The organism is Massilia agri (assembly GCF_024753255.1).
In the GTDB taxonomy this organism is placed as follows: domain Bacteria; phylum Pseudomonadota; class Gammaproteobacteria; order Burkholderiales; family Burkholderiaceae_D; genus Telluria; species Telluria agri.
Genome location: NZ_JANUHA010000002.1, coordinates 1 through 12,905 on the forward strand (window position 1 = coordinate 1; position 12,905 = coordinate 12,905).

A 12,905-nucleotide genomic window follows, 5' to 3' on the forward strand; every position below is an offset into this window, starting at 1 on the left:
ACAATTTGGTTCACCCAATTAGCGCGAACACAGCCTTTTTCTTGGCCCGGCGCCGGGTCCGGGCCTGCGCGTGCGGGTCAAGCGGGCAGTTCCATGTCAGATGAATAATTTGCAATAAAATTATTGTTTTACAATATTTTGTTGCTGTAACATGAACATTGTTCCTTTTCATGAGCGTTCCATGTTCCCGCCTTCCCTTTTCATCGCCGCCTGCCTGTTCCTGGCCAGCCCCCTCTCGACGGCCGGCCAGGTCGATTCCCTCTGGCAGGCCGCCAGCGAAACGCTGCGCGCCTCGCGCGACCTGGTGGCCAGCGAGGTCAATGCGGACACCGTGGTGACCGACGAGAGTGGGAAGAACCTGGACACCATCAAGAAGTCCACCAGGCTGACCGGCTGGCGCGACGGCGAGCCGGTGCGCACCACGGTGAAAATGGTCGAAAGCCAAGGGAGTGGATTAGGCGAGCTGAAGTTCGAATGGGGCGTCGCGAACCATCCCGAGCAGGCGCTGGCCGATGCCGACAGCATCGTGCGCGCCGGACCGGCGATGCTGGACGGGAAGGCCACCGTGCTGTTCCACCTGACGGGCGTGCAGCGCAAGCGCCCCTTCACGGCCAAGGTCTGGATCGACGAGGCGACCAGGCTGCCGCTGCGCGCCGACTACGTCTTCAAGGGCGCGTCGATGATGAAGTCGATGACGTATTCGATCGTGTTCGGGCGCGACGAGCAGGCGCGCTGGCTGCCCCTGAAGGTCGATTCCGACGCGACCGTCTCCGCCCTGCTCTACCAGGTCCGGATACAGAGTGCCCAGCAACTATCGAACTGGGTGAAACGTCCCTGAGCGCGACCGGGCTATACTTTCCTCATCGCAACAACCGCGCGCGCGCCATGGAAGCCCTGGACAAGGCCATCGTATTCACATCGAGCAAGTTCGACTGCAGCTCCGCGCTGCCCGAGGAGGACAATGCGGGCAACCAGCTCTACGGCCGCGACCTCGCAGCCTGGCTGTGCGAGCGGCTCAATGCCAAAGGACTCGATGCAGTTTTCTGGGACGAGGACTGGGGCTGGCTGATCCAGGGAACGGCCACGCCCGCGACGAGCTTCGAGATCGGCGTGTACGACTTCACCGGAGGGAGCGAGGATGGTGCTGTGGGAACGCCGGAATGGGGACTGCGGCTGCGCGCATCCCGGCGAAAAAAATGGTTCTGGCGGTTTCAGAAGACGGTCAAGATTCCGGTTCCGCCAGCGGTCGAGGCAGCCGTGCTGAAAGCCCTCGACGCGATCGGGGCCAGTCCGCGTCCATGGATGGACGGCCCCGCAGGATAGCGGCAGATCAGCCCAGCGCCACCGGCGCCCCGCCCTGCTCTGTCACGTACTGCGACAGCGAGGCGAACAGCTCCGAATCGTCGCGCGTGTTGCGCCACTCCTCGCCCACGCGCTTGTAGTGGTAGCCGCCCGAGCGCGCCGCCACCCACATTTCCTGCAGCGGGGCCTGGCTGTTGACGATGATCTTGGTCGCGTTGCGCAGGAATTCGATCTCCAGCACATTGCCGCTGCGGCGGCACTCGACGTCGACCACGTCATCGTCGTTGAGCTTGTCGAGGCACTGCTCGATGCGGTCAAGGGTGCTTTCGGCCAGCGCCAAAAATTCCGATTCGGTCATGCTACACTCCAAAGTCTGCTAATCAAACCCCCATTCTAATCGTGAAGTCCACTATCGCACTGCTTTGCGCTGCCGTACTCATGAGCGTGCTCGTCGCCGGCTGTGGCCAGACGGGTCCGCTCTACATGCCGACGCCGCCGGCCAAGCCCGCGCCAAGCGCCACGCCGCTGCCCGCCCAGCCCGTCCCCTCGAACAACGCCTCCACCCCGGCCCCCAACAAATAGAAGTCAAAGTTCCCCATGTCGCACTTCCAGTACCAGAACGGCGTCCTGCACGCCGACAGCGTTGCCCTGTCCGCCATCGCCGAGGAATTCGGCACGCCGACCTATGTCTATTCGAAGACCGCCCTGCTAGAAAATTTCGGCGCCTATGCGAGCGCCTGCGCGGGGCGCGACGCCCTGGTCTGCTATGCGATGAAGGCCAACTCCAACCTCGCCATCCTCGACCTGCTGGCGCGCCAGGGTGCGGGCTTCGACATCGTCTCGGGCGGCGAGCTGCTGCGCGTGATCGCCGCCGGCGGCGATCCGGGCAAGACCATCTTCTCGGGTGTCGGCAAGACCGTCGAGGAAATGCGGCTGGCGCTGGAAAAGAACATCCTGTGCTTCAACGTCGAGTCGATCCCGGAACTGCACCGTCTCAACGAGGTGGCCGGCAGCATGGGCAAGCGCGCGCCGGTGTCGCTGCGCGTGAACCCGAACGTGGACGCCAAGACCCACCCCTATATCGCCACCGGCCTGAAGGCGAACAAGTTCGGCGTGGCTTTTGACGATGCGCTGGACACCTACCGCACGGCCGCCAGCCTGCCGAACCTGGACGTGGTCGGCATCGACTGCCACATCGGCTCGCAGCTGCTGGACGACGCGCCGCTGCTGGAAGCCCTGGACAAGCTGATCGAGCTGATCGACACCCTGCACGCCGAAGGCATCCACATCCACCACCTCGACATCGGCGGCGGCCTGGGTGTGAACTACGGCGCCGAAGGCGAGAAGCCGCCGGTCCCGGTGGGCGACTACCTGGGCCGCCTGTTCGCCCGCATCGACGCCTGGCGCGCGGAAAAACACGGCGGCGCCCCGGTCAAGGTGATCTTCGAACCGGGCCGCTCGATCGTGGCCGACACCGGCGTGCTGCTGACGAAGATCGAGTTCCTGAAACCCGGTGTGGAGAAGAACTTCGCCATCGTCGACGCGGCGATGAACGACCTGATGCGCCCGACCCTGTACCAGGCCTGGATGGGCGTGCAGGCAGTCAGCCCGCGCGAGGGCGACAAGCTGGTCTACGACCTCGTGGGCCCGGTGTGCGAATCGGGCGACTGGCTGGCGCGCGAGCGCGAGCTGAACGTGGAGCCTGGCGACCTGCTGGCCATCATGACGGCCGGCGCCTACGGCATGACCATGGCCTCGAACTACAACACGCGCGGCCGCGCGGCGGAAGTCATCGTCGACGGCGACACCGTCCACCAGATCCGCCAGCGCGAGAACCCGGCCGACCTGTTCGCGCTGGAATCGATGCTGAAATAATCAGGCTGGGGGCAGCATCTGCGGATTGAAGGCCACTTCCCAGAGGTGGCCGTCCGGGTCGGCGAAGTAGCCGGCATAGCCGCCGTAGAAGGTGTCGGCGGCGGGTTTCACGATGCGCGCCCCGGCCCCTTTCGCCTGCGCCATGACAGCGTCGACCTCTTCTTTCGAAGCGACGTTGTGGGCCAGCGAGAATTCGGTGGAGTTGAGGCTGCCCTGCGGCGCCCCCGTGTCGTGCGCCAGGCTGGCGCGTGGCCACAGGGCCAGGCGCAGGCCGCCCTCCATGTCGAAAAAGGCGACGGCGCCGTGCTCGAACTCCCTGCCGACGATGCCTTCCGTTTCCCATCCCAGGCCGTCGCGGTAGAAGGCCACGGACTGCTCCAGGTGCTCCACGCCGAGCGTGATCAGGCTGATTCGCGGTTTCATCCAATACCCTCCCAAAACGACAGCGTAGCGCGATTGTCAGGCGCGCGCCGCCCCCGTCTTCTTGACGTAACTCCAGTAGACACGCATCGCGAGCAGCAGCGCCACGATCGCGCCGAAAATGATCGGTTCCTGGAAGTCGTTCTTGCCCGCCTTCATCCACCAGAAATGCAGGATGCCCAGCGGCGCGATCACGTAGATCAGGCGGTGCAGCCACAGCCAGCGCTTGCCGCCCAGGCGCTTCACCATCGCATTGGTGCTGGTCACGGCCAGCGGAATCAGCAGGACAAACGCAATGAAGCCCACCGTGATGAAGGGCCGCCTGACCACGTCCTTGAGCATCCCGGCGATATCGAAGAAGTGATCGAACCAGAAGAAGGTCACGAAGTGCAGCAGCGCGTAGAAGAAGGCGTAGAGGCCCAGCATGCGGCGCAGCTTGATCACCCAGTTCCAGCCGCTCAGGCGCCGCAATGGCGTCACGGCGAGGGTAATGCACAGGAAGTACAGGGTCCAGTCGCCGGTGCCGCGCGTGAGGAACTCGAGCGGCTCGACCGGCACGCCCTGGAAGACCAGCCAGGCCATGCGCACAAAGGGCAGCAGCGCCAGGAAGAAGACCAGCGACTTGATGAGCGTGAGCTGCTTCGGCGTCGGATTGAAAGCCATCGTCAGAAGAACTTTTTCAGGTCCATGCCGCTGTAGAGCGAGGCGACCTGGTCGTAGCCGTTGAACATCAGGGTCTTGCGCTTGCGCTGGAAGAAGCCGTCCTCGCCGATGCGGCGCTCGGTGGCCTGCGACCAGCGCGGGTGGTCGACGTTCGGGTTCACGTTCGAATAGAAACCGTATTCGTTGGGCGCCGAATCGTTCCAGGCGGTGCGCGGCTGGCGGCTCACCAGCCGGATGCGCACGATCGACTTGGCCGATTTGAAGCCGTACTTCCATGGCACGATGAGGCGCACCGGCGCGCCGTTCTGGTTGGGCAGCACCTGGCCGTACATGCCGACCGCGAGCAGCGCCAGCGGATGCATGGCCTCGTCCATGCGCAGGCCTTCCACATAGGGCCAGTCGAGCACGGGGCTGCGCAGGCCGGGCATCTGGCGGCGGTCGGCCAGGGTCGTGAATTCCACGTATTTGGCGTTCCCGGTCGGCTCGACCTGCTTGAGGATGTTCGACAGCGAATAGCCGACCCAGGGAATCACCATCGACCATCCTTCCACACAGCGCAGGCGGTAGACGCGCTCTTCCAGCGGGGCGAGTTTCAATATCCGGTCGATGTCGAGGGTGACGGGCTTTTTCACTTCGCCGTCGATGGTCACCGTCCAGGGGCGGGTGCGCAGGGTGTGCGCGTTCTCGACCGGGTCGCCTTTGTCGGTGCCGAATTCATAGTAGTTGTTATAGGAGCTGGCGTCCTTGAAGGAGGTCTGCTGCTCCTGGGTCGACAGGCCCGCGTTGCGGGTGGCGGCCAGGCGCTGGGCGCTTCCCTGCGCGAAGGCTTCGCGGTTGGCCATCTCCCAGACGCCGCTGCCGACGGCGGCGGTGGCGGCGATGCGGGCGATGAATTGGCGGCGGCCTTCGTAGACCTCGCGCGGCGTGATCTCGGAGGAATACGGGAGGTCGATTCCGTTCGGGCTGCGTTTGAAAAGCATGGTTGACTCCGCTGCAGAGAGAGATTTCAGGTTACACCAGCCGGCTTGGGCGCACGTTAGCGCCAATAGCCGCCAGGCAAGGAAGCGCTGGCCGCGCAGGACAAAAGCGCGTCATCCGGTGGGAAAGACCAGCGTGAAACGGGTTTCGGGACCGTGAGACTGCACGGTGGCTTTGCCGCCATGCAAGGTCATGATGGCGCTCACGATCGACAGGCCCAGTCCCGTCGACCCTTCGGCGTCGCTGCGGGCGCTGTCGACACGGTAGAACCGTTCGAACAGGTGCTCCAGGTGCTCGCGGGGAATCGGGGCGCCGGCGTTCGCCACGCTCAGTTCCACCATGCCGGCGCGCGGCTGGGCGTGCAGTGTCACCGTGCTGCCGGCGTCCGCATGGCGCACCGCGTTCGACACCAGGTTGGCCAGCGCCCGGCGCACCAGCGCGGGATCGGCGGCGATGCGCCCTTCCCCGCTGCATTGCAGGCGCAGGCCGCGCTCCTCGGCCATCCCTTCGAAGAAGCCGGCGACGCGCTCCAGCTCCTCACGCGCCTCGAGCGGCTGGCGCGCGAGCACCACCTCTTCCTGGCCGGCGCGGGCCAGGAAAAGCATGCTCTCGATCATGCGCGCCAGGCGTTCGAGTTCCTCGATGTTCGAGGCCAGCAGGGCTTCGTATTCTTCCCGGCTGCGGCCCTGGCCGAGCGCGACCTGGCTCTGCCCGATCATGTTCGTCACGGGCGTCCTGAATTCGTGCGCCAGGTCGGCGGAAAAGCCTGACAGGCGCGCATAGCCATCCTGCAGGCGTTGCAGCATGGCGTTGAAGGCGTCGACGAGGGGGCGCAGCTCGGACGGCGCTCCGGCGATGTCGAGACGATGGGCAAGGGCGCCGGGCTTGACCAGCGCCGCATGCTCGGCCACCGCCCGCAGCGGACGCAGGCCGCGCCGCAGCATCAGGGCGGCCAGCACGGCGGCAAGCAGGGCGCCGGCGGCGCAGGCGGCCAGGATGCGGGCGCGGTAGCGCGCGAACATGGCGGTGCGCTCGCCATAGGCGCGCGCCACCACCACCGTGACCGGCGTCGCGCCCAGGCGCGCACTGCCGGCGACGACGCGGCCGGGAACGCCGCCGCGCGCGGTCCAGGCGACGATGGCGCCGTGGCCCGGCGCGGCGCCGGCGCTTGGTGGCACGGGATAGCGTTCGCCAGCCGGGTTGATATCGGCCAGCACCGCGCCGCCCGGCGCCACGATGCGCACCAGCGAATTCTCCTGGCCGCTCATGGTGTCGCGGAAGAAGTCGGGCTGGGCGGCCAGCAGTTCGGCCGCGCCGGGGCGGCCGAGCACGATCTGCACCTGGCGCAGCTTGCCCAGCAGCTGCAGCTCGTCGCGGCGCACGATTTCGGCGACAAAGGCGCGGTAGAGGTAGATGCCGAGGAGGGAGGCGGTCAATGCGACGATCAGCACGAAGGCCAGCGTCACCCGCAGGGTCAGAGAGGACTTCATGACGGGGCCTGCGCTTCGCACACATAGCCCATGCCGCGCCGCGTGTGGATCAGTTTCTGCGTGAAGGGGTCGTCGATCTTGCGCCGCAGGCGGCGCACGGCGGCGTCGATGACGTTGGTGTCGCTGTCGAAGTTCATGTCCCAGACCTGGGACGCGATCAGGGCGCGCGAGAGCACCTGGCCCTGGCGCCGCGCCAGCAGGTGCAGCAGGGCGAATTCCTGGGCCGTCAGGGCAATCGTCTCAAGCCCGCGCCGTACCCGGCGGCGCAGCACGTCGATCTCGAGGTCGGCGATCCGGATCAGCTCTTCCTCGCGCACCGGCCCGCGCCGCAGCAGGGTGCGGATGCGCGCCACCAGCTCGACGAAAGCGAAGGGCTTGACCAGGTAGTCGTCGGCGCCCAGCTCCAGCCCGCGCACGCGGTCCTCGACCTCGTCGCGCGCCGTCAGGAACAGCACCGGGATCTGCTCGGACTCCGGATCGGCGCGCAGGGCTTCCAGCACCTGCCAGCCGTCCATCCGCGGCAGCATCACGTCCAGCACGACCAGCTCGATGGCCTCCTCGCGGACGATGGCCAGGCCGTCGCGGCCATTGCGCGCGAGCCGCACCGCGAAGCCCGACTCCGCCAGGCCGCGCTGGAGGTAGTCGCCGGTCTTCGGTTCGTCTTCGATCACGAGGATGCTCATGGCGGGAATGGGAAAGAAAACCGCATTCTATGCCGAAGCAACGCCGCCGAAGATGACGAAGCTGTCATCTGGCGGTCAGCCTGCCATCAAGCGCCGCGTGCGAGGATGGCGGGCATCGATACTTCAATGGAGAACCACCATGCGACTCATCAAGCAGCTCACCCTCGCCGCCCTGTTTGGGGCCGCCAGCCTGGCGGCATCCGCCGCCCCGAATCCGCTCAGCGTCCACGTGCTCGACCAGCAAAGCGGCCAGCCGGGCGCCGGCATCGAAGTCACGCTCGAGCAGCGCAAGGGGACGGAATGGATTCAGTTGGCGAGTGGCGTGACGAACGGGCAGGGACGCATCCCCGCCCTCTACCCGGAAGGCAAGGCGATGGCGGCGGGCGACTACCGCATCGTGTTCAGGACGGGCGAGCATTTCGCGCGCACGGAGCAGGCGAGCTTCTTCCCGCGCATTCCGGTCGAGTTCACCGTCGATGCGCCGGCGCAGCACTACCACATTCCCCTGCTGCTGAGCCCCTTCGGCTACTCGACCTACCGGGGCAACTGAAAAGGTTTACAGCTCGCCGTAGGAGTGCAGCCCCGACAGGAACATGTTCACGCCCAGGAAGGCGAAGGTGGTGACCAACAGCCCCACCACCGACCACCAGGCCGCCACGCGGCCGCGCAGGCCGCTCATCAGGCGCATGTGCAGCCAGGCCGCGTAGTTGAGCCAGACGATCAGGGCCCAGGTCTCCTTCGGGTCCCAGGACCAGTAGCCGCCCCAGGCCTCGGCCGCCCACAGGGCGCCCAGGATGGTGGCGACGGTGAAGAAGGCGAAGCCGACCGAGATCGACTTGTACATCACGTCGTCCAGCACCTCGAGCGCGGGCAGGCGGTCGGCCAGGATGCCGTGGGACTTGAGCAGGTAGGCGGTGCCGACCATGGCGGCCAGGGCAAAGGTGCCGTAGCCAATGAAGTTGGCCGGCACGTGGATCTTCATCCACCAGCTCTGCAGGGCCGGCACCAGGGGCTGGATCTGGGCGGCGTCGCGCGAGACCGTGTACCAGAGCAGGAAGGCCACCGCGGCCGTGATAATCAGGAGCACGAAGGGGCCGAGCTGGCGGGTCGCGTAGCGGCCTTCGTAGTAGAGGTAGAACAGCGCGGTGATGATCGCGAACAGGATGAAGACTTCATACAGGTTCGACACCGGGATGTGGCCGACGTCCGGCCCCATCAGGTAGGACTCGTACCAGCGCACCATCATGCCGACCGAACCCAGCACCACGCCGGCCCAGCACAGCTTGCTGCCGACCGAGCCGCCGAACGCCGAGCGGCTGACCAGGCCCAGCCAGTAGAACACGGTCGAGAACACGAACAGGGCGCTCATCCACAGGATCGCGGACTGGCTCGACAGCATGTACTTCAGGAAGAATTTGGTGTTAGCCGCCTCGATCGCGCCGCCGTACAGCGAGATCGCCCACAGGGACAGCAGGCCCACCAGGGGCAGCAGCCAGCGCATCGGCTTCCAGTACCAGCCCAGCAGCGCGAAGGTCGGCGCGGTCGCCACCAGGATCACCTGTTCGTAGATGTCCATGTGGTGGGCATAGCGGTTCAGTGCGAACAGGGCGGCGCCCAAGAGGGCGATGGCGTAGAGCCAGTCCACCAGGGTCAGGCTGCGGAAGAAGCCCGGCGCTTCGACGTAAGTCTGTGCGGCCTTGGCTTGGGTGTGCGACAGTTCCATGCTTGTCTCCAGATTGCGCGTGGGCTCAGGCCCGCTGCGGCAGTTTTTCTTTCAGGTCGTCGAACTCGCGCTCGAAGTCGAGCGTCTTGCGCTGGGTGCTCATGGCCATCAGCGCATGCGCGCCTTCGCTGCCGTCGCGCACCCAGACCCACATGCGTCGTTCACGAATATAAAACATCGCGAACACGCCCGCCACCAGCAGCAGGCAGCCGAAATAGACGATGCCCTTGCCCGGGGAGCGGGTCAGCTGCAGCACCGAGGCCTTCACCTCTTCGAATTCCTCCAGCTGCAGGTAGACCGGGGCGCCGTAGAACACGCTGTCCGACAGCGCATTGGTGGCCAGCTGCAGGTAGCGGCCATTCGCCTCGGTCGGCTCGACCGGTTGCAAGCCGGCGCGCTCGTTGGCGGCCTGCCACAGCTCCCACAGGGCGCCGTTGAGCATCTTCATGAAGATGTTCGCCGCCTTTTCCTGCTCGGCTGCGGGGATCTTCTCCAGGAACTGCGAGACGCCGACGAAGCCGCCCCGCCCTTCCCCCGCACCGGCGAAGATGGCCAGGGTGCGCGCCGCGGACTCCTCCAGCTGGCGCGCCAGGCCGTCCTGGCCGCGCTGCTCGGGCGCGAGGGCGCGCGAGGCATAGCGGCGCGCGGCCTCCTCGCGCAGGGCCGGGTCGCTGAGCGCCGCGCGCAGGCGCATCCAGGTGCGCACGCTGTACTCGGCGTCGGCGGGAATGCGCAGGAAGCTGAAGTTCTCGGCCGGGCTGGAACGCACGCCGGCCAGGTACACCTGGGCGCCCTCCAAGGTTACCGGCTGCATGTAGTTCAGGAATTCGCGTGCCTGGCCGGTCTTGTCGCGCAGCTTGTACTGCACGCTCGGGCCGACGTTTTTCAAGTCCTTGTTGTCCGCGTTCTTCGCCGCCGAGCCGGAGGCCTTGCCGAGGGTGGCGGCCAGCTGCTCGTTGAAGGAGGTGTTCTTCGCCACCGCACGGGCATCCTGGTTGGCCGCCATGTTCTCGACGTTGAAGGGACGGAAGCCCGACCATTCCACGCTATAGGTCTCGCCGCCCTGCTTCAGCTCGGTGGACGCGCCCACGGTGCCGGCGATCTCGAACGGTTCCGCCTTGGGACCGGCCATCGGGAAGCCGGTGAGTTTGAGCTTGCTGCCGCCGTCTTCGAAGCTCGACTGGTAGACCGCGACGCCCTTGTAGATCAGGGGGTGGTTGACCTTGATGGTGGCCGGGAAGGTCTTGCCGGTTTCCGGGTCGTGCACGACGACGTCGCTGGCGAAGAGCTTCGGCATCCCGGTGGAGTAGAAATCGATGTGGAACTTCTTCAGCTGGATCGAGAACGGCAGTTCCTGCACCAGCACGCCCGAGGGCTGGGGCAGCAGCGCGGTATTGCTGGTCTGGCCTTCGGCGATCAGGGTATTGCCGCGGAAGGTGGGGTTCGAGACGCTCAGGCGGTGCTGGGCGGGAATCTCGGCGATCACGCCGCTGCCCCCAAAAGGCGTCTTGCCGAGGAACCACTGCTGGAACTTGACCGGCAATTCCGAATCGAGCATGCCGCCCAGCAGGATCACGATGATGGCCGAGTGGGCGAAGATGTAGCCGAACTTGTTGCCGGCGCCCTTCTTTGCCGCCACCAGGGTGCCGCTTTCCTTCTCGACCAGCTTGACCGCGTAACCGGCATGGCGCAGGCGCGCGGCGGTCTGCCGGGCGAGGCCGGCGCGGTCCAGCGGCGCCGTCCATTCAAGCTTGTGGTGGAAGTTGCGCAAGGACTCTTCGCGCACGTTCTCGCGCCAGCTGCGCATGTCCTTCACCATCTTCGGCGCATTGCGCACCACGCACAGGGCGGTGGAGACGATCAGCGTGACGAGGATGGCCAGGAACCAGGGACTGGTGTAGACGTTGTACAGGCCGAGCCTGGCGAACACCTCGAACCAGAAGGGTCCGAACTGGTTCACGTAGTTCGGCATCGGCTCGGCCTGCTTGAGCACGGTGCCGATCACCGAGGCGATCGCCACGATGGTGAGCAGGCTGATGGCGAAACGCATCGAGGACACCAGCTCGACCGCTTCGGCGAACCCGCGGCGGCGGGTGTTCAGTTCAATTCCGGTGGTACGCATGTTCTATCTTCTGCCGCGCCGGTGAAACCGGCAAACCTGCCGAGCATACAGCAAAAAGGGCAGCCAGCTCGACGCCGCCGCCCTTTCTTTTACGTATCTGACGCGCCTTACTTCAGGCCCGCGATATAGTCCGACACCGCCTTCATCTCTTCGGGCGACATGCGCTGCGCGAGCGTGGTCATCTGGATGCTGTTCTTGCGGGTGCCGGTCTTGAAGGCTTCCAGCTGGGCGTAGGTGTAGTCCTGGTGCTGGCCCGACAGGCGCGGATACTGGGCCGGGATACCGCCGGCGGTGGCGCCGTGGCAGCTGGCGCAGGCGGCGACGCCCTTCTCGGCGATGCCGCCGCGGTAGATCTTGCGGCCGAGTTCCACGGTGTCCTTGTTCTTGGCGGCGCCCGGTTTCTGCTTCTGGGTGGCGAGATAGGCGGCGATATGGCGCTTCTCGTCCTCGGTCAGCATCTTGGCGTAGGTCGTCATGACCGGCTGCTGGCGGTTCGGGGTGGTGAAGTCGACCAGCTGCTTGTGGGTGTAGGCTTCGATCTGGCCGGCCAGTTTCGGGTTGGCGACGATGGTCGAATTGCCGGCGGCGCCGTGGCAGGACATGCAGGCTGGCAGGCCACGCGCGGCGTCGCCCGAATCGTAGAGGGTTCCGCCCTTGGCCGGGTCGGCTTTCGCGGCGACGCGTTGTGCTTCGGCCGCGGAAACACTACCGCATACAGCCAGGGTTGCAACCAACAAGGACTTCAAAAGCGGAAACGTCAGACGATTCATTCAAGCACCCTGAAAAAGTCAAAAACAGATTTTGGAATTTACAGTGAAACTTAGTGCAGCGGCCTTACTGGCGCTCCCCCTGGGGAGCAGCGATGAACCCCTTATTGTACAATAGCTTTGTTTCCGCATCGCCATTTCGTTGTCATTTAAACCTTTCCCCACGTTCAAAAAGCATGTCCCAACTCTGGCAGGCCCGGTTTTTCACGACCGTTAATCAGTTGCGCGATCTTCCCGGCACCACCGTGCCCGAAATCGCCTTCGCCGGGCGCTCGAACGCTGGCAAGTCCACGGCGATCAATATTCTCACCAACCAGAAGGGCCTGGCCTTCGCGTCCAAGACGCCTGGCCGCACCCAGCACATCAATTATTTCTCGATCGGCGGCGCCCACGTGGCCCAGCACCGCAAGGACCCGACCATCGTCGAGGAAATCCGCGCCCTGCTGGTCGACCTGCCCGGCTACGGCTATGCCGAAGTCTCCGGCACGGCCAAGCTGCACTGGCAAAAGCTGCTGGGCGACTACGTCCAGCGCCGCGAGCAGCTGGCCGCCCTGGTCCTGATCATGGACTCGCGCCGCCCCTTCACCGACCTCGACGTGCAGATGCTCGAATGGTTCGCCCCGACCGGCAAGCCGATCCACTGCATTCTCACCAAGGCCGACAAGCTCAACCAGAACGAAAAGACCAACGCCCTGCGCCAGGCGCAGAAGATCCTCGACAGCTATGTCGATGAAGACGGCGAAGGCTTCCCGTTCACGGTGCAGCTGTTCTCGGCGCTCAAGCGCATCGGCATCGAGGAAGCGGACGCCAAGATCATCGAACTGCTGGGGCTGGACCGCGACGACGAGGCCGCGGCGGAACCAGACGACGCGCAATAAACAT

Annotated in this window: 15 protein-coding genes; 6 read left to right on the forward strand and 9 right to left on the reverse strand. The window is 65.5% G+C overall.

All coding sequences use genetic code 11. The features are described 5' to 3' along the window. The first annotated feature begins 181 nt into the window (after nt 1-181). Both NX780_RS03015 and NX780_RS03020 read left to right on the forward strand, forming a co-directional pair. On the forward strand, nt 182-838 hold the full coding sequence (locus NX780_RS03015) for a hypothetical protein (RefSeq protein WP_258826396.1): 657 nt from the start codon (nt 182-184) through the stop codon (nt 836-838). A 47-nt stretch (nt 839-885) separates the two neighbouring features. Then, nucleotides 886-1,323, forward strand: coding sequence for a hypothetical protein (locus NX780_RS03020; protein WP_258826397.1), 438 nt, complete (start codon nt 886-888; stop codon nt 1,321-1,323). 7 nt (nt 1,324-1,330) lie between these two features. Here the strand turns inward: NX780_RS03020 and cyaY are convergent, their stop codons facing one another. Then, on the reverse strand, nt 1,331-1,660 hold the full coding sequence (cyaY, locus tag NX780_RS03025; protein WP_258826398.1) for an iron donor protein CyaY: 330 nt from the start codon (nt 1,658-1,660) through the stop codon (nt 1,331-1,333). A gap of 41 nt (nt 1,661-1,701) precedes the next feature. Between cyaY and lptM the strand changes: the two genes are divergently transcribed. Further along, entirely contained in the window at nt 1,702-1,884 is a 183-nt protein-coding gene (gene lptM / locus NX780_RS03030) for an LPS translocon maturation chaperone LptM (protein ID WP_258826399.1), read from the forward strand. Nucleotides 1,885-1,899: 15 nt separating this feature from the next. Then, on the forward strand, nt 1,900-3,177 hold the full coding sequence (gene lysA / locus NX780_RS03035) for a diaminopimelate decarboxylase (protein ID WP_258826400.1): 1,278 nt from the start codon (nt 1,900-1,902) through the stop codon (nt 3,175-3,177). On the opposite strand, the gene NX780_RS03040 is transcribed toward lysA, so the two are convergent. The 5 genes from NX780_RS03040 to NX780_RS03060 all read right to left on the reverse strand — a co-directional run bounded on the left by NX780_RS03040 (nt 3,178) and on the right by NX780_RS03060 (nt 7,411). Then, the gene (locus NX780_RS03040) at nt 3,178-3,600 is read right to left on the reverse strand and encodes a VOC family protein (protein ID WP_258826401.1); all 423 of its coding nucleotides are present in this window, start codon (nt 3,598-3,600) and stop codon (nt 3,178-3,180) included. 36 nt (nt 3,601-3,636) lie between these two features. Then, nucleotides 3,637-4,260, reverse strand: a complete 624-nt coding sequence (gene msrQ, locus NX780_RS03045; RefSeq protein WP_258826402.1) for a protein-methionine-sulfoxide reductase heme-binding subunit MsrQ — start codon at nt 4,258-4,260, stop codon at nt 3,637-3,639. Nucleotides 4,261-4,262: 2 nt separating this feature from the next. Then, the gene (msrP, locus tag NX780_RS03050) at nt 4,263-5,240 is read right to left on the reverse strand and encodes a protein-methionine-sulfoxide reductase catalytic subunit MsrP (RefSeq protein ID WP_258826403.1); all 978 of its coding nucleotides are present in this window, start codon (nt 5,238-5,240) and stop codon (nt 4,263-4,265) included. 111 nt (nt 5,241-5,351) lie between these two features. Further along, nucleotides 5,352-6,728, reverse strand: a complete 1,377-nt coding sequence (locus tag NX780_RS03055; protein ID WP_258826404.1) for a heavy metal sensor histidine kinase — start codon at nt 6,726-6,728, stop codon at nt 5,352-5,354. Beyond that, nucleotides 6,725-7,411 carry a heavy metal response regulator transcription factor gene (locus NX780_RS03060; protein ID WP_258826405.1) on the reverse strand — a complete coding sequence of 229 codons (687 nt, stop codon included), beginning with the start codon at nt 7,409-7,411 and terminating at the stop codon, nt 6,725-6,727. Before NX780_RS03060 ends, NX780_RS03055 begins: the two co-directional genes overlap by 4 nt. A 139-nt stretch (nt 7,412-7,550) precedes the next feature. Here NX780_RS03060 and uraH point away from each other — a divergent pair, with 139 nt between their 5' ends. Continuing rightward, entirely contained in the window at nt 7,551-7,961 is a 411-nt protein-coding gene (uraH, locus tag NX780_RS03065; RefSeq protein WP_258826406.1) for a hydroxyisourate hydrolase, read from the forward strand. 6 nt (nt 7,962-7,967) lie between these two features. Here the strand turns inward: uraH and ccsB are convergent, their stop codons facing one another. From ccsB to NX780_RS03080, 3 genes are all read right to left on the reverse strand, one after another. After that, the gene (ccsB, locus tag NX780_RS03070; protein ID WP_258826407.1) at nt 7,968-9,134 is read right to left on the reverse strand and encodes a c-type cytochrome biogenesis protein CcsB; all 1,167 of its coding nucleotides are present in this window, start codon (nt 9,132-9,134) and stop codon (nt 7,968-7,970) included. 25 nt (nt 9,135-9,159) lie between these two features. Further along, nucleotides 9,160-11,256 carry a cytochrome c biogenesis protein ResB gene (locus NX780_RS03075; protein ID WP_258826408.1) on the reverse strand — a complete coding sequence of 699 codons (2,097 nt, stop codon included), beginning with the start codon at nt 11,254-11,256 and terminating at the stop codon, nt 9,160-9,162. A 107-nt stretch (nt 11,257-11,363) separates the two neighbouring features. Then, nucleotides 11,364-12,026, reverse strand: a complete 663-nt coding sequence (locus tag NX780_RS03080; RefSeq protein ID WP_258826409.1) for a c-type cytochrome — start codon at nt 12,024-12,026, stop codon at nt 11,364-11,366. Between the two features lie 173 nt (nt 12,027-12,199). On the opposite strand from NX780_RS03080, the gene yihA reads away from it, so the two are divergent. Beyond that, on the forward strand, nt 12,200-12,901 hold the full coding sequence (gene yihA / locus NX780_RS03085; protein ID WP_258826410.1) for a ribosome biogenesis GTP-binding protein YihA/YsxC: 702 nt from the start codon (nt 12,200-12,202) through the stop codon (nt 12,899-12,901). Nucleotides 12,902-12,905: the final 4 nt, after the last annotated feature.

Excerpts from the sequence above, each read along its gene's own strand:
- NX780_RS03015 (WP_258826396.1), top strand. The coding sequence starts at position 182 with ATGTTCCCGCCTTCCCTTTTCATCGCCGCCTGCCTGTTCCTGGCCAGC.
- NX780_RS03020 (WP_258826397.1), top strand. The coding sequence starts at position 886 with ATGGAAGCCCTGGACAAGGCCATCGTATTCACATCGAGCAAGTTCGAC.
- cyaY (WP_258826398.1), bottom strand. The coding sequence starts at position 1,660 with ATGACCGAATCGGAATTTTTGGCGCTGGCCGAAAGCACCCTTGACCGC.
- lysA (WP_258826400.1), top strand. The coding sequence starts at position 1,900 with ATGTCGCACTTCCAGTACCAGAACGGCGTCCTGCACGCCGACAGCGTT.
- NX780_RS03040 (WP_258826401.1), bottom strand. The coding sequence starts at position 3,600 with ATGAAACCGCGAATCAGCCTGATCACGCTCGGCGTGGAGCACCTGGAG.
- msrQ (WP_258826402.1), bottom strand. The coding sequence starts at position 4,260 with ATGGCTTTCAATCCGACGCCGAAGCAGCTCACGCTCATCAAGTCGCTG.
- msrP (WP_258826403.1), bottom strand. The coding sequence starts at position 5,240 with ATGCTTTTCAAACGCAGCCCGAACGGAATCGACCTCCCGTATTCCTCC.
- NX780_RS03055 (WP_258826404.1), bottom strand. The coding sequence starts at position 6,728 with ATGAAGTCCTCTCTGACCCTGCGGGTGACGCTGGCCTTCGTGCTGATC.
- NX780_RS03060 (WP_258826405.1), bottom strand. The coding sequence starts at position 7,411 with ATGAGCATCCTCGTGATCGAAGACGAACCGAAGACCGGCGACTACCTC.
- uraH (WP_258826406.1), top strand. The coding sequence starts at position 7,551 with ATGCGACTCATCAAGCAGCTCACCCTCGCCGCCCTGTTTGGGGCCGCC.
- ccsB (WP_258826407.1), bottom strand. The coding sequence starts at position 9,134 with ATGGAACTGTCGCACACCCAAGCCAAGGCCGCACAGACTTACGTCGAA.
- NX780_RS03075 (WP_258826408.1), bottom strand. The coding sequence starts at position 11,256 with ATGCGTACCACCGGAATTGAACTGAACACCCGCCGCCGCGGGTTCGCC.
- NX780_RS03080 (WP_258826409.1), bottom strand. The coding sequence starts at position 12,026 with ATGAATCGTCTGACGTTTCCGCTTTTGAAGTCCTTGTTGGTTGCAACC.
- yihA (WP_258826410.1), top strand. The coding sequence starts at position 12,200 with ATGTCCCAACTCTGGCAGGCCCGGTTTTTCACGACCGTTAATCAGTTG.